General features: G+C 69.9%; 20 protein-coding genes and 1 pseudogene. 14 read left to right on the top strand and 7 right to left on the bottom strand.

The annotated features are described in order from the left end of the window. Positions 1-44 precede the first annotated feature (44 nt). On the bottom strand, positions 45-311 hold the full coding sequence (locus tag ACWIHT_RS03500) for a FadR/GntR family transcriptional regulator (protein ID WP_456163926.1): 267 nt from the start codon (positions 309-311) through the stop codon (positions 45-47). A 175-nt stretch (positions 312-486) separates the two neighbouring features. Here ACWIHT_RS03500 and ACWIHT_RS03495 point away from each other — a divergent pair, with 175 nt between their 5' ends. From ACWIHT_RS03495 to ACWIHT_RS03445, 11 genes and pseudogenes are all read left to right on the top strand, one after another. After that, on the top strand, positions 487-900 hold the full coding sequence (locus ACWIHT_RS03495) for a hypothetical protein (protein WP_456163924.1): 414 nt from the start codon (positions 487-489) through the stop codon (positions 898-900). Then, positions 897-1,148: a hypothetical protein gene (locus tag ACWIHT_RS03490; RefSeq protein ID WP_456163922.1), complete on the top strand. Its 252-nt coding sequence runs from the start codon at positions 897-899 to the stop codon at positions 1,146-1,148. Before ACWIHT_RS03495 ends, ACWIHT_RS03490 begins: the two co-directional genes overlap by 4 nt. Positions 1,149-1,180: 32 nt before the next feature. Next, positions 1,181-1,579, top strand: a complete 399-nt coding sequence (locus ACWIHT_RS03485) for a carboxymuconolactone decarboxylase family protein (RefSeq protein ID WP_456163920.1) — start codon at positions 1,181-1,183, stop codon at positions 1,577-1,579. A 44-nt stretch (positions 1,580-1,623) separates the two neighbouring features. Further along, complete coding sequence (locus ACWIHT_RS03480; RefSeq protein WP_456163918.1) at positions 1,624-2,364, top strand: SDR family NAD(P)-dependent oxidoreductase; 741 nt, start codon at positions 1,624-1,626, stop codon at positions 2,362-2,364. 53 nt (positions 2,365-2,417) lie between these two features. After that, positions 2,418-3,660, top strand: a pseudogene (locus ACWIHT_RS03475) (cytochrome P450). A 40-nt stretch (positions 3,661-3,700) separates the two neighbouring features. Beyond that, on the top strand, positions 3,701-4,645 hold the full coding sequence (locus tag ACWIHT_RS03470; protein ID WP_456163916.1) for a hypothetical protein: 945 nt from the start codon (positions 3,701-3,703) through the stop codon (positions 4,643-4,645). A 26-nt stretch (positions 4,646-4,671) separates the two neighbouring features. After that, positions 4,672-6,258, top strand: coding sequence for a flavin-containing monooxygenase (locus tag ACWIHT_RS03465; RefSeq protein WP_456163914.1), 1,587 nt, complete (start codon positions 4,672-4,674; stop codon positions 6,256-6,258). A gap of 16 nt (positions 6,259-6,274) precedes the next feature. Next, positions 6,275-7,222, top strand: coding sequence for an SDR family NAD(P)-dependent oxidoreductase (locus ACWIHT_RS03460; protein WP_456163912.1), 948 nt, complete (start codon positions 6,275-6,277; stop codon positions 7,220-7,222). Continuing rightward, positions 7,219-8,154 (top strand): cyclase family protein, encoded by a 936-nt coding sequence (locus ACWIHT_RS03455; RefSeq protein WP_456163910.1) that lies wholly within the window; start codon positions 7,219-7,221, stop codon positions 8,152-8,154. The genes ACWIHT_RS03460 and ACWIHT_RS03455 overlap by 4 nt, the downstream gene beginning before the upstream one ends. An 8-nt stretch (positions 8,155-8,162) precedes the next feature. Continuing rightward, positions 8,163-8,576, top strand: coding sequence for a nuclear transport factor 2 family protein (locus ACWIHT_RS03450; RefSeq protein WP_456163908.1), 414 nt, complete (start codon positions 8,163-8,165; stop codon positions 8,574-8,576). A 36-nt stretch (positions 8,577-8,612) separates the two neighbouring features. Next, positions 8,613-9,323: a hypothetical protein gene (locus ACWIHT_RS03445; protein WP_456163906.1), complete on the top strand. Its 711-nt coding sequence runs from the start codon at positions 8,613-8,615 to the stop codon at positions 9,321-9,323. A gap of 37 nt (positions 9,324-9,360) precedes the next feature. Here ACWIHT_RS03445 and ACWIHT_RS03440 read toward each other — a convergent pair whose 3' ends face one another. Beyond that, on the bottom strand, positions 9,361-10,818 hold the full coding sequence (locus ACWIHT_RS03440) for an aldehyde dehydrogenase family protein (protein ID WP_456163904.1): 1,458 nt from the start codon (positions 10,816-10,818) through the stop codon (positions 9,361-9,363). Positions 10,819-10,851: 33 nt separating this feature from the next. Then, a complete protein-coding gene (locus ACWIHT_RS03435; protein ID WP_456163902.1) occupies positions 10,852-12,048 on the bottom strand; it encodes a CaiB/BaiF CoA transferase family protein in 1,197 nt (398 codons plus the stop codon). 229 nt (positions 12,049-12,277) lie between these two features. Between ACWIHT_RS03435 and ACWIHT_RS03430 the strand changes: the two genes are divergently transcribed. From ACWIHT_RS03430 to ACWIHT_RS03420, 3 genes are read left to right on the top strand one after another with little or no spacing between them, the layout of a single operon-like run. After that, positions 12,278-12,817 carry a nuclear transport factor 2 family protein gene (locus ACWIHT_RS03430; protein WP_456163900.1) on the top strand — a complete coding sequence of 180 codons (540 nt, stop codon included), beginning with the start codon at positions 12,278-12,280 and terminating at the stop codon, positions 12,815-12,817. Between the two features lie 55 nt (positions 12,818-12,872). Continuing rightward, positions 12,873-14,249: an LLM class flavin-dependent oxidoreductase gene (locus ACWIHT_RS03425; protein ID WP_456163898.1), complete on the top strand. Its 1,377-nt coding sequence runs from the start codon at positions 12,873-12,875 to the stop codon at positions 14,247-14,249. Then, on the top strand, positions 14,246-15,166 hold the full coding sequence (locus ACWIHT_RS03420; RefSeq protein WP_456163896.1) for an HpcH/HpaI aldolase/citrate lyase family protein: 921 nt from the start codon (positions 14,246-14,248) through the stop codon (positions 15,164-15,166). The genes ACWIHT_RS03425 and ACWIHT_RS03420 overlap by 4 nt, the downstream gene beginning before the upstream one ends. A gap of 215 nt (positions 15,167-15,381) precedes the next feature. Here ACWIHT_RS03420 and ACWIHT_RS03415 read toward each other — a convergent pair whose 3' ends face one another. From ACWIHT_RS03415 to ACWIHT_RS03400, 4 genes are all read right to left on the bottom strand, one after another. After that, on the bottom strand, positions 15,382-16,353 hold the full coding sequence (locus tag ACWIHT_RS03415; protein WP_456163894.1) for a threonine ammonia-lyase: 972 nt from the start codon (positions 16,351-16,353) through the stop codon (positions 15,382-15,384). Positions 16,354-16,383: 30 nt separating this feature from the next. Beyond that, a complete protein-coding gene (locus ACWIHT_RS03410) occupies positions 16,384-18,009 on the bottom strand; it encodes an AMP-binding protein (protein ID WP_456163892.1) in 1,626 nt (541 codons plus the stop codon). Between the two features lie 5 nt (positions 18,010-18,014). Continuing rightward, on the bottom strand, positions 18,015-18,209 hold the full coding sequence (locus tag ACWIHT_RS03405; protein WP_456163890.1) for a ferredoxin: 195 nt from the start codon (positions 18,207-18,209) through the stop codon (positions 18,015-18,017). A gap of 139 nt (positions 18,210-18,348) precedes the next feature. Then, on the bottom strand, positions 18,349-19,458 hold the full coding sequence (locus ACWIHT_RS03400; protein WP_456163888.1) for a sialidase family protein: 1,110 nt from the start codon (positions 19,456-19,458) through the stop codon (positions 18,349-18,351). Positions 19,459-19,486: the final 28 nt, after the last annotated feature.

Below are 19,486 nucleotides of genomic sequence, written 5' to 3'. Positions count from 1 at the left end.
TGTCCGCGTCACGGCGACGCCGACGACTCTTCCGTCCTCCGTGATCAGGTTCTCCAGGCGGGTGCCGACCCGGAGCGAGCCGTTGCCCGTCTCCAGGAAGGCGGCCAGGGCCCGGTCAGGATGCGGAAGGCCTCGCGCAGCGTGGGCCGCGAGACGCCGAACTGCTCTATGAGCTGGTGTTCCGGAGGGAGGGTCTCGCCGGGCGTCAACTCGCCCCGGACGATCCGGCGGCGCAGCTGCGCGGGAATCGACTCCGCCGTTTTGGGCGCTCGTGCGGTCCGACCGGCTCGCAACCCGGCTGTTGAACTCATCCGATGAGTGTGCTGGATCGTGGGCCTCGGATCCGGGGCGGTGACCAAGGATTCAATTTCCGCCCACTCACCGGGAGTCAGCTCACTGATACATCCGATCATCGCTAGGGTCCGGCTCTTAGGGCATGACCACGCCCGCGCACGGACACGTCACAGCGGACGAGAGGCGGAAGCGGTGCTGACCGTTGCCGAGTTCGGCTTCCTGGCGGAACGGGTCAACAACTGGAAGCGCTGGGGCGCCGACGGCCAGCGGGGCACCCTCGGCTTCCTCACCCCGGACGTGGTCAGAAGGGGCACGGCGTCGGTGGTCACCGGTGAGACCTTCTCGCCGGCCATGTCGCTGTCGTCGATCGGCCCGCAGAACGGCACGGGTGTGCCCGGACGCATCAACCCGGTCCGCACCATGCTCGCGGTCAACACCCCGATGGCCGACTCCCCCGACGCGTGCGCGTACAGCGACGACATCGTGGTGACGCCCACTCAGGCGGCCACGCACCGGGACGCGGTCGACGCCTCAGTGGCCACCAGGCCCGGGATCGAGACGGCCGACACGATCGTGTCGCGCGGCTGCCCGACAGGTTCGCCGTGACGCGGGCCGTCCTGGAGTCGGTGGAGGAGGCCCCGGGGGTGCGCGTCGAGGCGGGTGACATCGTTCTCGTCGGGACCGGGCAGGTGTCGTACTTCCTGGCGGGGGACGTGCCGATGGAGTTGCCGGCGTCGGACGTCGAGCGTTTCCTGCACAGCGCCGGCGGCCTGGTGCATCCCGTCGTCGTGTGCCGACGCCACGGCCATCGCCGTCTTCATCAACTGCCTAATAGGGCTCAATCAGCCAGCTAATTACACCAATCCGAAACCGAAGGGTGTGGCAAGTGCGGGACATCAAAGATCCGTTGCGCGCACTCGGGCTCGAAACGATGAGCTCGGTCGTCAACACCTCACTGCCCCCGGACGCCGATCTGCGGGACAAGGGTGTGGGCTCGGAACTCGTCGAGATCGGGCTGGTCAGCGTGTGGGCCGAACTCTGGGCGCGCGACGGCCTGGCCCGGCGGGACCGCAGTCTCGTCACCCTGGGCATCCTGATCGCGCTGGGCGCCGAGGACGAACTCGGCAGCCATGTCCGGATCGGGCTGAACAACGGGCTCACGGAGGACGAGATCTCCGAAGTCCTCTACCACGCCACCGGATACGCGGGTTTCCCCCGGGCCATGGCCGCGCGGAAGGCCGCCAGGAAGGCGCTGGACCAGGCCCGTGAGCGCGGCGACGGGTGATCGCTCCCACGGAAACCGAGCAACAGCCTCACAGGGAGTCCTGAATGACGTCACTGAACGGGAGAAACGCGGTCGTCACCGGTGGCGGCCGGGGCATCGGGCGGGCGATCGCCCTCGTGCTCGCCGCCCAGGGTGCCACGGTCGCCGTGTGGGACCTCAACGGCACGAGCGCGCACGAGACGGCCGACGCGATCGGCGCGGCGGGCGGCAAGGCGATCGCGGTCGTCGGAGACGCGGCCGACGCCACGGCCGTAAGAGCCGCGGCGGACTTGACACGCGCGGAACTCGGCCCGGTCACGATCCTGGTCAACAACGCGGGGATCACCAACTACGTGCCGTTCCCGGACCTCACCGAGGCGACCTGGGACCAGATGATCCGGATCAACCTCAAGGGCCCCTTCCTGGTCACGCAGGCCCTCGTGCCCGACATGCTGACGGCCGGGCACGGACGCATCGTCAACATCTCGTCCTCGTCCGCCCAGACCGGCGGTCGCGGCGTGTCCCACTACGCGGCGTCCAAGGGCGGGGTGATCGGCCTGACCAAGGCGGTCGCCCGCGAGTTCGCCGACACCGGCATCACCGTCAACGCCGTGGCGCCGAGCCTCATCGACACCCCTTTGCTCCGCGAGGGCTTCGACCCCGACGTGCTGGGCGCGACCATGCCCATGAAGCGGGCCGGGCGACCCGACGAGATCGCCTACGCGGTCGCCTATCTGGCGTCGGACGAGGCCGGCTACGTCACGGGCCAGACGCTCAGCGTCAACGGCGGACGCTACCTCGTCTGAGCCCCGAGCGGCCACGCGCAGGCCACGAACAACGCCTCAGCCGAAGGACGACCATGACAGAGAGCGTGACGGGCACCGAAGCGACGGAGGTGCCGCCGGAGTTCCCTGCTCCCAGGTCGGGCGCCTGCCCCTTCGCTCCCCCGCCCGACCTCCTCAAGCTCCACGACACCGGCAAGTCCGTTTCAAGGGTGCGCAGTTGGGACGGCACCACCCCCTGGCTGGTCCTCACCCACGCCGCCCAGCGCGCGATCCTCGCCGACCCGCGGATGAGCGCGAACATCGGCGCGCCGGGCTATCCGCACACCACCTCGGCCATGAAGGCGCATGCGGGCGAGACACAGCCGTCGATCAACAACAAGGACGGCGCCGAACACGCGCGCCGGCGACGGATGTTGACGAGCTCCTTCACCCGGCACCGGATGCGCGGGCTCCAGCCGGCGATCCAGCGGATCACCGACGACCTCATCGACAAGATGCTGGACGGCCCCAACCCGACCGAGCTGAACGAGGCTCTCTCGCTGCCCCTGCCGTCGTTGATGATCTGCGAGCTGCTCGGGGTGCCGTACGAGGATCACGCGTTCTTCCAGAAGCACGCCGGTGTCACCAACGCGGTGAACAAGACGCCCGAGGAGAACGCGCAGACGGCCGACGCTCTGCGCGCGTACATCGCCCGGCTCATCGAGGCCAAGATGGACGACCCGGCCGAGGACGTGCTCTCGGACCTGGGGGCGCGGATCAAGGCCGGTGAGCTGACCTTGCGGGAGGCGGCGCCGCTGGGCCACATCCTGCTAGTCGCGGGCCACGACACGAGCGCCAACATGATCACGCTCGGGACGGCGCTGCTGCTCCAGAACCCGGACCGACTCGCGCGCCTGCGCGCGCACTCCGGCGACCCCGACTACGTGGCGAAGGCCGTCGAAGAGCTGCTGCGCTGTCTCACGCTCCCCCATCTGCTGGCCCGCCGCGCCGTCGTCGAGGACCTTGAGTTCGAGGGGGTGACGATCCGCGCGGGTGAGGGCGTCATCGCGAGCCTGCCGGCCGCGAACCGAGATCCCGCCGCCTTCCCCGACCCCCGCGAAACTGACCCTGGACCGCCCCGCGTCCCACCATCTCGCGTTCGGCTGGGGCCCCCACCAGTGCGTTGGACAGCAACTCGCCCGCGTCGAACTCCAGGTGGTCTTCGGCACGTTGTTCCGCCGCATCCCCACCTTGCGGCTCGCGGCCGACCTGGCGGACCTGAAGTTCAAGGAGGACTCGCAGGCCTACGGCATCTACGAACTGCCCGTCGCCTGGTGACACGGCTCGTACGACAGACATCGGAAGAAGGAGGACCCTCATGACCGACGGCGGCTTTCGGCTGACCCAGCTGTACCACCCCAGCCATCATGTGACCGATCTCCGGGAGGCGGAGGCGTGGTTCGAGCGCGTCTTCGGACGCCCGAGCCGTCCGATGGCCGAGATGCTGCGGGGCGCCCCCGCCAGCGAGGGCTATCCGACGGACTACTCGACGTTCACACCGATCAACGACGTCCTCTTCGACACGATCGACCCGAAGCGCTACGTCCTCGATGGCGTCCAGCGCTATGCCTCGGTCGACAAGCCGCATCTGAAGGGGTTCGGCTGGTACGTCGACGGGATCGGCGACGCCTATCGCGCGCTGCGGGCACTTGGCATCGGCATGGTCGGTCAACTCGACCAGGCGGCCGAGGGAGATGAGCCCCCGACCGCCCCCAACTCACCGATGCCGATCTTCTTCACGGTGCCCGAGGACGCGGGCCTGCGCTATGAGTTCCTGCCGCAGATCCCGTTCCCGCTGGACCACCGGCTGGCCCCGGACTGGGAGTTGCCGCCGGTCTCCGAGGACGATCCGCTCGGCATCGAGCGCTGCTCGCACCACACCGTGCTGACCGACCAGGTCGACCGCGCGCTGCGGGTCATGGTCGACGGCCTGGGCGGGACAGTCATCCACGAGGGACGCAACGAGGTGCTGGGCGCGCGGAGCACCTACGTCCACCTGGCCGACGCCGTCTTCGAGTACGCCGTCCCCGACGAGGGCACCGCGGCACACGCCGACTGGGCCGCCGGGGCGCCCAACGACACGTACCACGCGATCACTTGGAAGGTCGTGGACCTCGACCGCGTCGCACGTCACCTCGAAGCGCAGGGCGTGGGAGTGCGGACGCGGACGGACGACACGCTGGTGGCCGACGCGGCCACCGCGCTCGGTATCCCCTGGGGTTTCACCACCGAACTGCCCGTCGGCGATCCGCGCAGGGGGTGAGTGAAGTGGCAGTCCCGCCAAGGGAGATGGACGGGACCGACGTCGACCTGCTGGTCATCGGGGCCGGGGTCACCGGGATCCATCAGCTGAAGCGGGCCCTCGACGCCGGGTTCTCCGCGCTGCTGCTGGAGGCCGGCTACGGGGTCGGCGGGGTGTGGCACTGGAACCGGTATCCGGGGGCGCGTCTCGACTCGGAGAGCTACACCTACGGCTATCTGTTCTCGAAGAAGCTGTTCGAGGGCTGGGAGTGGCGTGAGCGGTTCGCCGGGCAGCCGGAGAACGAGCGCTACTTCAACTACGTCGTCGACACACTGGGCCTGCGCGAGCGCATAGGGTTCGGGGCCCGGGTCAACTCCGCGCTGTACGACGAGACTTCGGCCACCTGGCTGGTGCGGGCGACCGACGGCACCGAGGTGCGGGCGCGGTTCGTGGTCGCGGCCACCGGTGTGCTGTCGGTGCCGGTCTTCCCCGATGTGCCCGGCCGCGAGGACTTCGCGGGCGTCGCCCATCACACCGGTCTGTGGCCAGACTCCCCCGTCGACTTCGCGGGCAAGCGGGTCGCGGTGGTCGGCACGGGTTCCAGTGGCGTCCAGGTGATCCCCGCCATCGTCGCGGACGTCGCTTCCCTGACGGTCTATCAGCGGTCGCCGAACTGGTGCACTCCGCTGAACAACGAGCCGATCACGGCCGCTCAGCAGGCTCAACTCGTGGCCGGTTTCGATGAGTTGCGGGAAACCCTGCACGAGTCGACGAGCGGGTTCCTGCACAAGCCGCGTGACCGTACGGCCTTCGAGGACTCCAAGGACGGCCGCCGGGCGTTCCACGAGCGGATGTGGCGGAGCCCCGGCTTCGCCAAGGTCATCAGCCACTACGCCGACATGTTCACGAACAAGGCCGCCAACGACGACTGGTGTGCATTCATGGCGCAGAAGGTCCGTGACATCGTCGAGGATCCGGTGACGGCCGAGCGGCTCGTCCCGGACGACCACGGCTGGGCCGGGAAGCGTCCGCCGTTCGTCACCGACTACTTCGAGGCGTACAACGACCCGAGGGTGAGTCTGGTCGATCTCCGGGAGAACCCGTTCGTCCGGGTGACGGAGAGCGGGATCGAAACGGCAGACGGGCCGCGGGAGTTCGACGTCATCGTCTGGGCGTCGGGGTTCGACTTCGGCACCGGCGCGCTGAACCGGATGGGGGTGCGCGGTCGCGACGGACTGGCCCTGGAGGAGTACTGGGCCGACGGACCACGCACGTTCCTGGGGCTCATGAGCCACGGCTTCCCGAACTTCTTCTTCCCCGGCGGGCCGCACGGTGCGGCAGGCAACAACCCGCGCTACGCCGAGGACCAGGTCGACTTCATCACCGACGCGATCGAGTACGCGCGCGATCACGGCCACCGGGCGATCGAGGTCCCCGCCGACACGGAGGCGGCCTGGAACGCCATGGTCGCGGAACTCGCCGCGTATTCGCCGTTCGGTGAGCACAGCTATTTCTTCGGTTCCAACATCGCCGGGAAGCCGCGGAGTTTCCTGCTGAATCCCGGCGGACGCCCGAAACTCCGCGAGTTCATGGTCGAGGTCCTCCAGTCGAAGTACTCCCGCTTCCTTTCCTGAACCGGAAGGCATGGTCATGCGGCAACACCTATTCGACGACCGCGTCGCGGTGGTCACCGGCGCCGGACGCGGAATCGGGCGGGCCTACGCCCTGCTGCTCGGCGAGTTGGGCGCGAAGGTCGTCGTGAACGACCTGGGCGGCTCGATGGACGGCTTCGGCTCCGACACCGGTCCGGCCGAGTCCGTGGCCGCGGAGATCAACGACGCGGGCGGTACGGCGATCGCCGACACGAGCGACATCTCGACGGCCGAGGGCGGCCGACGTCCCGTCGAGGCGGCCGTCGAGGCCTTCGGCCGGATCGACGTCCTCGTCAACAACGCGGGCAACGTGCGGTTCGCCGGCCTCCCGGACATCGACGCGGCGAACATCGAGAGCCATCTCGCGGTCCATGTCCTCGGCGCCTTCCACACCACACGCGCGGCCTGGCCGCACCTGCTGGAGCGGAACTACGGCCGGGTGGTCCTCACCGGCTCGATCGGCATGTTCGGCCTCCCGGACAACCTCGGCTACGCCACCGCCAAGGCGGCGATGATCGGCATGGCCCGCAGCATGACGTCGTCGGCCGCCGGCCACGACATCAAGGTCAACGTGATCGCGCCCAACGCGATGACGCGGATGGGCGGCGGGCCGTCGGAGGGCATGGACGCGCTGCGGGAGCGGGGCCAACCCGCCACCGGCGTGATGGATCCCGCCCTGGTGGCGCCCATGGTGGCGTATCTCGCGCATGAGACGTGCGAGGTGAGCGGTGAGGTGTTCCTCGCCGGCGGCGGGCGGTTCGCTCATCTCTTCGTCGGCGTCACCGAGGGCTGGCTGCCCGCCGACCCGCTCAAGGTCACGGTCGAGGACATCGCGGGGAATCTGGACCGGATCAAAGACCACTCGGGATATCACGTGCCCGGCGACCTCATGGAATGCGTCAGCCGTTACATGGCACACCGGCAAGGAGAAGAGGGAGAAGCGTGAGCGCGGAAAAGGTCTGGCCTCATCACGAACTCGGCAAGAAGCTCAACAACTGGGGTCGTTGGGGGGACGACGACGAGATCGGCACCCTGAACTTCGTGACCCCGCAGAAGCGGATCGCGGCGGCTCAACTCGTCCGCACCGGCAAGGCGTTCGACCTGGGCATGGCGTTCGACAGCAACGGACCCTTCAAATCAGGGGGGTTCCGCAACAACCCGATCCACGTCATGACGCTGCTGCCGTCCGACACGGCGTACTCGCAGGACGGTCTGATCTCGGCCGACGACATGATCGTCACCGGTCTCCAGGCGGCGACCCAGTGGGACGGTCTCGCGCACGCGGGCTACGGCGGCTTCTTCTACAACAACGTTCCCGCCGCCGCGGTCAACAACTTCCAGGGCGCCAGCCGCAATTCGTTCCACAAGGCCGTCGACCGGCTGATATCCCGTGGCGTCCTGCTCGACATCGCGCGGCTGAAGGGCGTGGACCGGCTGGAGGACTCGTACGAGATCACCGAGGCCGACCTGCTGGCCGCCGAGGAACGCCAGGGCGTGCGTGTCGAGTCCGGTGACATCGTGCTGCTGCGTACCGGCTCCTACCAGTGGTTCTTGGAGGGCGACCGCGAGCACTTCCTGGGGAACGCCCCCGGGCCCTGTCTCGACACCTGCAACTGGCTGTACGAGCGGGAGGTCGCGGCGCTCGCGATGGACAACCACTCCGGCGAGGTGTGGCCGAGCCCCGTCAAGGGCTCGACGATCCCGTTCCACCAGGTGGTGATCCGGGACATGGGTCTGACCCTCGGCGAGATGTTCAACTTCGAGGAACTGGCGGCGGACTGCGAGGAGGACGGCGTGTGGGAGACGCTGTTCTGCGCCCCGGGGCTGAAGGTGACGGGCTCCGTCGGCTCCCCCATCACTCCGATCGCCCTCAAGTAGGCGCGGCTGTGCGGGAGTTCGCTGAGGTGAGCGCGGGTGTGCGGGCGACGATCGCCGCGCACGCCCAGGCGCAGGACGAGGGCCGTACGAAGGACATGGTCGCGCTGTACCTGCCGGACGCGGTGGTCGAGATCCCCGGCTTCGATCCGCTGGTGGGCGCCGACGCCATCTTCGCGGCGTTCTCCCAGCCGGGGTGGCGACCGGATCCGGGCAGGCCCCGACGCCACCTGGTCGGCAACACCCTGCTGACGGAGTGGGACGACCGCACGGCGAAGGCGACCAGTGACGTGGTGATGCTCGTCCACGACGGCGCCGCGTGGTCGATCGCCGTCGTGGCGCGCTATCACGACACGTTCGAGGAGTCGGCGGGGCGCTGGCTGCTACGGCGGCGGGTGGACGAGTACGTGGGCGATCCCCCGTGACGGTCGAAGATCCGCGGGGACGCCAACCTCCGGGGCGTGACTCGATCCCCTTGTCCCCCGCGGACGATCACACGGCTGGTCGACGGGCGCGTCCGCGCCTATGACCTGGCCTGCGACGGAAGGGGCGTGCTGTCGCCGGTCATGGTCTGTCGGCCGTCCCCCGGCGACGATGTCGTCGGCCACGCTGTCTCCGTCGGCCGTGAGCGCGTCTATTGCACGACCCTCCACGCGGCGGTCCGCGTGACGGCGGACGGGACCGAGGTCTGGCGGTCAGGGTTCGAACCACGGTCGGACCGGCGGCACGGACACCGCCCCGGCTGTGCGCTGTCGTCGGACGAACGCGTCCTGTGGGTCTACCGGCCCGACGCCATGGCGGGCCGCGACGGACACGACCAGTCGGTCGCCCTGGACGCCGCGACCGGGCCGGTCGTCGCACAGGCGGAGCTGCCGACCGTCGGGCACGGACACGAGTTCATGACCGTCCACCACGAGCAGGCCGACGGCGCCCTCCGCACCTGTCCCGAAGGAGAGGTGCGGTTCACGCTCTCCGTCGCCGTCACCCTCGGCGGCGAGACCGCGGACGAGCAGGAGTGGTTCCGGCACTATCGGGTGGATGTGCGCTCCGGCCGGGTCGGCACCGAGTTCGCCGCGCACACGGACAGCCCCTACGACGTCCAGTCTCTCGGCAACGGAACCTGGCTGACCACGGATCCGTCCGGGCATCCGGTCCGCTGGACCGACTCCTAGCCTCCTGTCAGGCTCACGCCCGAGCACGACCACACCCTCAGAGCTGTACGACGATCGTCTTGGTCGCGGTGCAGCTGTCGAGGGCCTCGACGCCCTTCTCCCGGCCGTAGCCCGACTTGCGGAACCCCCCGAACGGAAGCTCCACGCCACCGCCGGCGCCGTAGGTGTTCACATAGACCTGGCCCGCCTCGACCTCCGCGGCGACCCGGTGGGCCCGGCTCAGGTCCCTGGTCCACACGGCGCCGAGCAGGGCGTAGTCGGTCCCGTTCGCCAGGGCGAGGGCCTCCTCCTCGGTCGAGAACCGCATCGTGGTGAGGACGGGTCCGAAGATCTCCTCCTGGGCGATCGGGGCGGCCGGGTCGACGCCGTCGATCAGGGTCGGCGTGAAGTAGGCGCCGTCCGCCAGGCCTTCGGGCTCGGCGACCGAACCGCCGAAGACGAGCTCACCCGTACCGGCCGACCGCACATAGTCGCGTACGCGGTCCTGCTGTCTGCGCGAGACGAGTGGGCCGAGGTCGGGGTCGTCGAGGCCGCGGCCGATCGTCACCTCGGCGAAGTGCCCCGCGATGCGCTCCACGACTTCGGCGTGCACGCTCTCGTGGACGAGCACACGTGATCCCGCCGAGCAGGTCTGCCCGGCGTTCTGGAGGATCGCGGCGGCGGCGACCCGGGCGGCCTTCTCGATGTCGGCGTCGGGGAACACCAAGTGGGCTGATTTGCCGCCGAGTTCGAGTGTCACCGGTGACACCCGCTCGGCGGCGGCCGTGGCGACGAGGGCGCCGACCCGGGTGGAGCCGACGAAGCCCAGATGGTCGATGCCGGGATGGGCCGCCAGTGCGGCACCGGCCTCGGCGCCGAGGCCGGTCACGACGTTGAACACCCCTTCAGGCAGGCCCGCTTGGATCGCGAGTCCGGCCACGGCGACCGCCGTGCGCGGTGTCTCGTCGGCCGGCTTCACCACGGCGCAGTTGCCGGTCGCGAGGGCGGGTGCGACGCCACGGGCGAGGAGTTGCAGAGGGTAGTTCCAGGCGAGGATGTGGCCGGTGACGCCGTGGGGTTCGCGGCGCGTGTAGACGTGGAGGTCGGGGCGGAGCGGCAGGCTCAGGCCGTAGTACGAGTCGATCGCGCGGCCGTAGAAGCGGAAGTAACGGGCGCACACCCGGGCGTCGTTGCGTGCCTGGGACAGGGGTTTGCCGGAGTCCTCGCTCTCCAGTCGGGCGAGTTCCTCGGTGTTGTTGTCGATCAGGTCGGCCAACCGGCAGAGCAGATCGGCGCGTTGTTCCGGTGTCGTGGTGCGCCAGGCTCGTTGCGCCGCGCGTGCCGAGGTGACCGCCCGGTCGATCTCCTCCGGTGTTCCTCTCGACACCTGGCCGAGGGAGCGTCCGGTCGACGGGTCGATGTTCTCGTAGACCTCGGGTGTCCCGACCGGCACCCCGTCGATGAAGGACTCGGTGACCTGGTCCACGTTCCTTGCGTGTACACCCAGTTGGGCCATGGGAGCCTCCAGCTGCCGATGTTCCCGATCGCTTCAGATCACGCCCTGCTCCGACAGTTCCCGGCGCCGGTCGGCGTCGAGGCCGAGGAGTCCGCCGTAGATCTCGTCGTTGTGCTCGCCGAGAGCCGGACCGAGGTGGCTGATGCCGCCCTGGGTCGCGGAGAAGCGCGGCACCGGTGACTGGACGCGCATGGACCCGAGTTGAGGGTCGGGGACCGACCGGTAGACGTCTCTGGCCACCATCTGCGGGTCGGCGAGGAGTTGGGCGGCGTCGTAGACGGGGGCGGCGGCGACGTCGGCCGCCTCGAAGACCGTCATCGCGTCGTCCAGGGTGTGGGCGCCGATCCAGTCGGCCATGATCGCGTCTATCTCGGCGGCGTGGCGCAGGCGTTGCTGTGCCTCGGCGAACCTGGGGTCCTCGGTGAGTTCGGGTCGTCCGACCGCCTGGAGGGCGCGTTTGGCGATCGTGGGGGCGCTGCCGGACATGGCGAGCCAGTGGCCGTCCTTGGTGAGGTAGACGTTGCGCGGGGCGCTGATGTCCCAGCGGTTTCCGGTCCTGTTGGGGACGGTGCCGAGTTGGTCGTAGGTGAGCACCGACTGTTCAAGCAACCGTGCCAGCGGGTCGATCAGGTTGATGTCGACGAGTTGGCCGTCCGCTCCGTGCACGTCTCGGTGGTAGAGGGCCATCATCACCGCGTAGGTGGCGGTCAGGCCCGCGACGCCGTCGGCGAGCATGAAGGAGGGGAGGGTCGGCGGGCCGTCCGGGCTGCCGGTGAGATGCGCGAAGCCGCTCATCGCCTCGCCGAGGGTGCCGAAGCCCGGGCGGTCGGTCTTCGGGCCGCCCGCTCCGTAGCCGGTGACGTGCGCCATCACCAGGCGGGGGTTCTCCGCGGCGAGACTCGGGTAGTCGAGGCGCCACTTCCGAAGGGTCGACGGGCGCAGGTTCAGCACCACGACGTCGGACTGGCGGGCGAGTCGGCGCAGCAGGTCCCGTCCGGTCTCCTGGCGCAGATTCAGGGTGACGCTCTTCTTGTTGCGGCCCACGCTCTTCCACATCAGGCCGACGCCGTCCTTCTGGGCGCCCCACTGCCTCAACGGGTCACCGCCGTCGGGCTGTTCGACCTTGATGACGTCGGCGCCGTGCTCGCCGAGCCAGGTGGCGATCAATGGTCCGGCGGCGAGGGTGGCGGCATCGAGGACACGGAGTCCGGCCAGTGGTCCGGCGTTCATGGCGCGTTCCCTGCCTTCCTGTTGAGCGCGGTCCTGTGGTGCTCGGGGCGGGATCCGCGCGGCCACGCTAACGGGGCTCCGGTGCCCGGCCCGGGCCCGTTCCCGCTCAGCGGGCACGGGACATGACTGCCGGCCCGGCGCTTCCTATGTTGATCGAGGGGCTTCCCGGCCTGGACGGGACGCGCAGTCAACACGCCCCGGGATCACGTCACTTGACGAGGAGCGAACCATGCGGACCGACTCGGCGCCGACCACCCCGACGACTCCGAACGCCCCGATCACCTTGCTCGCGGCGAAGCAGGAGATCACGGAGGTGCTGTACCGGTACTGCCGTGGCCTGGACCGCATGGACCGCGCGCTCGCCGACACCGTCTGGCATCCCGACGGCACCGCCGACTACGGCCCTTCCTACCGGGGTTCCGGCGGCGGCTTCCTCGACTTCGTCTGGCGCTACCACGCCCAACTCGCCACCCATTCGCACCTGGTGTCCAACACGCTCGTCGAGGTCGACGAGGCGGCGGGAACGGCGGCGAGCGAAGCGTACGTGTCGGTGTGGCTACGCACACGCCCGACCGACGGTCTCGTCACCGACCTGTTCCACCGCGGCCGGTACGTCGACCGCTGGTCGCGCCGCGCGGGCGTGTGGGCCATCGACCACCGGGTCTACGCCGGTGACCTCTACCGCGAGGTGACGCACACCGTCGAGGACGCCGAGGCGCCTTCCGGGCGCCGGGACGACACCGACCCCTCCTACGAGGTGTTCCGCTGACCCGGCCCGGCACCGCGCCTCCGCCCCTCGCCCCACCGGCTCACGAAAGGCCCCGATGAGCACGTCACGCGCTGACCAGATGACCCTGGTCGCCTTCCTCCAGGCGTCCAACGTGTCCGTGTACTCCGGCTCCTGGCGCTATCCCAGCGCGGCGGCGGACTTCCTGGACGTGCGCTACTACCAGCGGATCGCGCGCGTGCTGGAGGAGGGCATGTTCGACTTGATGTTCTTCGACGACCGGCTCGCCATGCCGACGATCTACGGCAACTCGCCCGCCGACGCGGTCCGTTACGGTGCGCGCCCGGTCAAGCTCGACCTGAGCACGGTGCTCGGCGCCGTCGCCGGTGCCACCGAACACATCGGGCTGGGTGCGACGTACTCGACGACGTACTATCAACCCTTCCATGTGGCGCGGACGTTCGCGACGCTCGACCACCTCAGCGGCGGTCGGGCCGCCTGGAACGTCGTGACGTCGGTGAACGACGCGGAGGCCCAGAACTTCGGCCTGGACGAGCACCTCGAACACGACAAGCGCTACGACCGGGCCGAGGAGTTCGTCGAGGTCGTCTCGAAGCTCTGGGACTCGTGGGAGGACGACGCGATCATCGGCGACCGTACGGCCGGGATCTTCGCCGACCCCGGCAAGGTCCACGAACTCGACCACCAGGGCGAGTACTTCAGCGTGCGCGGGCCGCTGACGGTGCCGCGTACTCCGCAGGGCCGACCGGTGATCATCCAGGCCGGACAGTCGGGACGGGGCCGACTGTTCGCGGCCAAGTGGGCCGACCTGATCTTCACGTCCGACCCGAGCCAGGAGATCGCGCGGGAGCACTACGAGGAGCAGAAGGAGCTGATCACCGAGGCGGGCCGGGACGCGAGTTCCGTACGTCTGCTGCCCATGGTCTACACGATCGCCGGTGAGACGGAGGCGATCGCGCGGGAGAAGGAGGCGCTGTTCCTCGACGAACTCGTGCATCCCATGGCCTCGTTGACCCTGCTGTCCGAGGTGACCAACCACGACTTCGCGGGCTACTCGCTCGACGACGTCGTCACGGACGAACTCATCGACTCGGTCTCCGGGATCCGCGGCCTCGTCCAGGGCGTACGACGGCACCTCGGCGACCGCGAACTGACCCTGCGCATGCTGGCGAACCACCGGGCCACCCTGCTCCAGGGCCCGCGGTTCGTCGGTACCGGACCGCAGATCGCCGAGCGGATGCGGCAGTGGTTCGCGTCGCGCTCCTGCGACGGTTTCGTCCTCGCCGCCACCCACTTCCCCGGCGCCTTCGAGGACTTCGTGCGGCTGGTGGTGCCCGAACTCCGCCGGTTGGGGCTCGTCCGCGGCGAGTACACGGGCAGGACGTTGCGGGAGAACCTGTCCCTCGACCGCCCCGCGAACCTGTTCACCGAGGAAGAGGCCACGACACGATGAACACCCTTCCGCTGCGCCGCTCGGAGCTGGCCACGCCCGCCTCCAACGACCACATGTTCGCCAAGGCCGCCGCCTCGCGGGCCGACCTGGTCTTCCTCGACCTGGAGGACGCGGTGGCCCCCGCGCTGCGCGAGGAGTCGCGGGGCAAGGCCGTACGGGCGCTGAACGAGTACGACTGGGGCAGCACCGTTCGTGCCGTCCGGATCAACGGGATCGACACGAAGTGGGCCCACGGCGACATCATCGAGGTGGTCGAAGGGGCCAGGGAGAACCTGGACACCATCATCGTCCCGAAGGTCACGGCCGCGCGGGACGTGTGGTGGGTCGACGTGCTGCTGAACCAGCTGGAGGAGCGGCTGGGTCTGCTCAAGCGGATCCGGCTGGAGGTCCTCATCGAAGATGTCGCGGGGGTCGCGCACGCCGAGGAGATCGCGACCGCGAGCGACCGGCTGGACGCCGTGATCTTCGGCGCGGGCGATCTGTCGGTGTCGCAGGGCGCCCGCGTGGACACCAACTTCCGTCCCCGCGAGCCGTATCCGGGCGACTTCTGGTACTTCGCGCGGATGCAGGTGCTGACCGCGGCGCGCATCGCGGGCATCGCGGCCATCGACGCCCCCTATCCCGACTTCCGGGACCCGTCCGGCTACGAGGAGGACGCCCGGTCGGCGGCCTCCCTCGGGTTCAACGGCAAGTGGGCGATCCATCCCTCGCAGATCGAGATCGCGAACCAGGTCTTCCGCGCGAGCGACGACGAGATCCGACGTGCCCGGCGGGTCCTGGAGGCGTATCGCGCCGCCGAGGCCGAGGGTCTGGGCGCCACCAGCGTGGACGGCCAACTGGTGGACGCCGCGCATGTGAAGCTCGCGGAGAACGTCCTCGCGCAACACGCGGCCGTCACCAACTCCGTTGGCCCGTAAGAGATTGCGCGAAAGGGATTGCCCGTAAGAGATTGCGCGAAGTGGATCTTACGAGAGTCTGACGCGGCACCCCGAGGCCTTCTCCGGCCGCCCCCACAGGGCCACTCTGGTGCCACACACCGGTGGACACCGTCGCGGTGAAGGGAAAGCGGCCATCGCGGCGGGACATCCCGGGCACGTGACGAACGTGCCCGGGACGCCGTGCACGAGCACCCCTACGGCGGAGCCGCGCCGATCCAGCCGCGATAGACGTCCGCGTCGACGTTGCCGCCGCACACGACGGTGACCATATGGCGGCCGGCGAAACGGTCGCGGTCTTCGAGGACCGCCGCGACACCGAGCGCCGCCGACGGCTCGACGACGAGGCCCGCGTGGTCGAAGAGCATCCGCATGCCGGTGACGATCGACTCCTCCCGGACCAGGACCGCGTCGTCGGCGACCAGGAGGAGATCGTCCAGGACGGCGGGGATGGGAAACCGGCCCGCGACACCGTCGGCGATGGTGTCCGCCGAGTCGGTGGTGACGACCCGCCGCGCGCGCCACGAGAGTGTCAACGCCGGTGCGCGCAGCGGCTGGACACAGATCACCTCGACCTCGGGCGCCAGGGACTTCAGCACATGCCCCACTCCGGTGGCCAGCGCGCCGCCACCGAGGGCGATCAGCACGGTGTCGAACTGCCGTGCCGCGTCGGCCAGTTCAAGGCCGATGGTCGCCGCGCCCTCGCAGGTCTCGATGTCGAGGCTGTCCTCGACCAGCCGGATACCCTCGGACCGTGCGACGGCCGCCGCCCGTTCGCGGGCCAACTCGTGGTCGCCGTCAACCAGTTGAAGCCGCGCACCCAGCGCGCGGATGCGGTCGAGCTTGGCCGCGGTCGCGAAACGGGACGCCACCACGGTGACGTCGAGCCCCCTTCCGCGACCGGACCACGCGAGGGCCTGGCCGAGGTTGCCCGCGCTGGCGCACACGACGGCCCGCTCGCCCTTGTCGGCCAGCTGGCTCGCGACGAGTTCGGTGCCGCGTGCCTTGAAGCTGCGGACCGGGTTCGCCGTTTCGAGCTTGATGCTGACCGCGCAGCCGAGGCCGGGCTCCAGCGCCTCGCAGCGGTACAGCGGGGTGTCGAGGAACATCGGGTCGATCACCTGGCGGGCCGCCCTGATCCGGGCCGTGTCGAGGCGTGTCTGCTGCACGACACGGCAGCGTAGCGCCCTGGGTGCAGCTCAGGTATCGGCGACCGCCCGGGCGCGCAGCCGCTCGCGCAGCTCGTACTTGCGGACCTTCCCCGAGGGCGCCAACGGCAGCTCTTCCACGACCTCGACGCGCTCCGGTGTCTTCTGCGGGGCGACCCGATGGCGGGCGAACAGTTCACGCACTTCCTCGATGTCCAGCGTGCCGCCGTCGAGGACGACGAACGCGGCCACGCGCTCGCCGTAGCGCGGGTCGGGTTCGGCGACCACCGCCGCGTGGCGCACCCGGGGATGGGTGGCGAGGATGTCCTCGACCTCCTTCGAGGCGATGTTCTCTCCGCCCCGGATGATGATGTCCTTGATGCGATCGGTGATGGTCAAGTACCCGTCCGCGTCGAGGCGTCCGACATCGCCGGTGCGGAACCAGCCGCCGGACACGAACGCGGACGCGTCGTGGGCGGGGTCGCGGTAGCCGACGAACTGGCTCGGGCCCCGGGTCAGCACCTCGCCCTCCTCCCCCACGGGCAGCTCCCGCTGTGACTCGTCGACGATCCGCACCTCGTCGCCGAAGCGCACGACGCCGTCGGTCAACGACCGCTTCGGCGCTGGGGCGTTGAGCGGGGAGGTCGCGCAGCGCGGATGCTCGGTGCTGCCGTAGGCCCGTGCCACGACGATGCCGGCGGCGTCGGCCCTGGCGACCAGCGCGGGTGGCACGTTGGCGCCGCCGACCTGGACGAAGCGCAGGCTGGAGATGTCCCGGCCGTGCTTCTCGGCCGCCGTGAGGATCGCCTCGACGTGCAGCGGGGTGCCGCTGGTGATGGTGCAGCGGAACTCCTCGACGAGTTCCACGGCGTGGGCGTCGTGCCAGCGGTCCATGTGCACGGTGTCCGTACCGCCGGTGATCCCGCAGCACGCGGCCAGCAGGCCTGCGACATGGCCGGAGGGCCAGGGGATGAGCCGGGTGTCGCCCGGTGCCGTCTCGTTCATGAGGTCGCCCTTGCGCAGTTCGCGCAGCAACGAGTTGTGGGTGTGCTGCACGCCCTTGGGCACGCCGGTCGTACCCGAGGTGTAGATCACCGCGCACACGTCGTCGGACCGTACGCCCTCGGGTGGCCGTATCTCCCCTTCCCCGTCGACCAGTTGGGACCAGGGGACGGTGTCCGGCGCGGTCCGCTCGCCGATCATCACGACGTGCTTGAGGGCGGGGCCCGGGTCGAGGCGGGCCAGGCGGGCGGTGAAGTCGATGGAGCGCCAGGCGTCGGGCAGGATCAGCGCCTTGGCGCGGGCGTCCCGCAGGATGGCGCCGACCTCGGCCGAGTCGTAGATGTGGGTGATGGGCAGGACGACCGCGCCGAGCAGCCAGGCGCCGAAGTACGACACCACGAGTTCCTGCCGGTTGGGGATCTGTACGGCGACCACGTCACCGGGCCCCACTCCCATCCGGCGCAGTCCGGCCGCCGCGCGGCGGCCGAGGGCGAGCATGTCGGTCAGGGTGAGCGTGGTGCGGGTCGCCTCCGAGGCGAACACGAACCGCGTCTCCGGGAAGCGCCGGCCCGCGTCCGCCAAGGCCTCGGCCATGGTGCGCGAGGAGTAGTGACCCTCCCGGTACCAGCGGTCCCGCAGCGCCGCGAGGTCGTGCTGTCGCTGGTCGGGTGTCACGGGGGTCACTCCTGGATCCGGATCGCGAGTGCGGGGCACACGGCGGCCGCGGTACTGACGTCGTCGGCCACCTCCGGCGACGGGTGCTCGGTCAGCAGGACGACGATGCCGTCGTCGTCGCGTTGGTCGAACACGTCCGCTGGCGCGGCGACGCACTGCCCGGCCGCGACGCACCTGTCCTCGTCGACGACGACCTTCATGAATCCCTCCCGAATTGCTCGTTTGACGTGTGGTGCACCGGGCCGCGTCTCCTTGTCGGGAGGCGCGGCCCGGATCGGTCCGACTCAGTGGTAGCGGGACAGGGGAACCCGGGCGACGATGCCGTCGACGGCGCCGCCTTCACGCGCGTCCGCCCAGGTGACGTAGGCGTACTTGCCGTGGATGAGTATCCGCGACCACGGTTGGACCGGTCCACATGCGGCCCGCGTTGTTCGTGACGTACACCTCCAGGTTGTCGCCCCGGGGCAGCAGCAGCGCGAACCGGTCGGTCCTGGCGGGATCGGCGGTGACCCAGGGGATCGGGTCCGACGCCAGCAGCCTGGTGTCCGGCACGAGGTCGCCCGAGGGCGATGCGACCGCGTTTCCGGCGCTGTCGGTGACCGGGAAGGAGGTGAACGTGGTGCCGTCGTCGCGGCTCACCTCGAACACGGGGTTCACGGGCTGCACCGAGACCCCGCCCACGACCACCTCCGAAGTGGCGCTCGCCAGCACGCCGTTGTGCACCGCGATCTCGTTGCCGAACGGCTGGTCGGGGAGTTCCGCGACCGGGGTCCAGGTCAGACCGTGGTCCTTGCTGACCGTGACGGCCGAGGGGCCGGGCTGTCCGACGGGGCTGGCGCCGACCGCGTAGACATAGTCGGTGGCCGTGTCCACCCGCAGCCGGGGCGTGGCGGCGCGGACGGCGGGCGTGTCGACTGCGTGCGACCAGGTGCGTCCGCCGTCGGTCGACCTGGCGACACCGAGTGCGTTCGGAACGCCGTCGCAGGTGCCGGTGATCGGTCCGTCGGGGTCGTCGGGGTCGCCGGGGCAGCCCAGCTGATTCCAGCCGAGGTAGAAGATCCCCTTCGAGTCGACGGCCAGGTACGGGTCCCCGCACTGCGGGTTGTCACTGACCGGCCAGGCCGTACGGGTCCAGGTCCGGCCGTCATCGGTCGAGAACGCGGCGTAGCACTCCACCCGGACCAGCGTGCCGCCGCCGACGATGTGGTCCGTCGACGCGTACACGAGGTTGTCCGGGTGCTTGGGGTTGACCGCGACCACCGGCTGGCCGTTGACGCGGTCCGGTGTGCCGGGGGTGACGTCGACCTCGCGAAGGCTCGCGGCGGGGGTGCTGTGGGCCGGACTCACCTGCGCGCTGGTGACGAGGAAGGGGGACGCTAGCACGGCGGCGACCAGGCCGGAGCCCATAGCCCTCGCCCCTCTCCTGGCCCAGGTGTGGAACGGTCCCATGCCTGCTCCTTCGAAGGCTGCGACTCTG

The organism is Streptomyces sp. NPDC002276, assembly GCF_053891435.1.
The sequence above is the reverse complement of the archived record's forward strand: the minus strand, read 5'-3'. Positions and strand labels throughout refer to the sequence as shown.

Coding starts and splice junctions, on each gene's coding strand:
- ACWIHT_RS03500 (WP_456163926.1), bottom strand. CDS start 311: ATGAGTTCAACAGCCGGGTTGCGAGCCGGTCGGACCGCACGAGCGCCC.
- ACWIHT_RS03480 (WP_456163918.1), top strand. CDS start 1,624: ATGACGTCACTGAACGGGAGAAACGCGGTCGTCACCGGTGGCGGCCGG.
- ACWIHT_RS03470 (WP_456163916.1), top strand. CDS start 3,701: ATGACCGACGGCGGCTTTCGGCTGACCCAGCTGTACCACCCCAGCCAT.
- ACWIHT_RS03465 (WP_456163914.1), top strand. CDS start 4,672: ATGGACGGGACCGACGTCGACCTGCTGGTCATCGGGGCCGGGGTCACC.
- ACWIHT_RS03460 (WP_456163912.1), top strand. CDS start 6,275: ATGCGGCAACACCTATTCGACGACCGCGTCGCGGTGGTCACCGGCGCC.
- ACWIHT_RS03440 (WP_456163904.1), bottom strand. CDS start 10,818: ATGGCCCAACTGGGTGTACACGCAAGGAACGTGGACCAGGTCACCGAG.
- ACWIHT_RS03435 (WP_456163902.1), bottom strand. CDS start 12,048: ATGAACGCCGGACCACTGGCCGGACTCCGTGTCCTCGATGCCGCCACC.
- ACWIHT_RS03430 (WP_456163900.1), top strand. CDS start 12,278: ATGCGGACCGACTCGGCGCCGACCACCCCGACGACTCCGAACGCCCCG.
- ACWIHT_RS03425 (WP_456163898.1), top strand. CDS start 12,873: ATGAGCACGTCACGCGCTGACCAGATGACCCTGGTCGCCTTCCTCCAG.
- ACWIHT_RS03420 (WP_456163896.1), top strand. CDS start 14,246: ATGAACACCCTTCCGCTGCGCCGCTCGGAGCTGGCCACGCCCGCCTCC.
- ACWIHT_RS03405 (WP_456163890.1), bottom strand. CDS start 18,209: ATGAAGGTCGTCGTCGACGAGGACAGGTGCGTCGCGGCCGGGCAGTGC.
- ACWIHT_RS03400 (WP_456163888.1), bottom strand. CDS start 19,458: ATGGGACCGTTCCACACCTGGGCCAGGAGAGGGGCGAGGGCTATGGGC.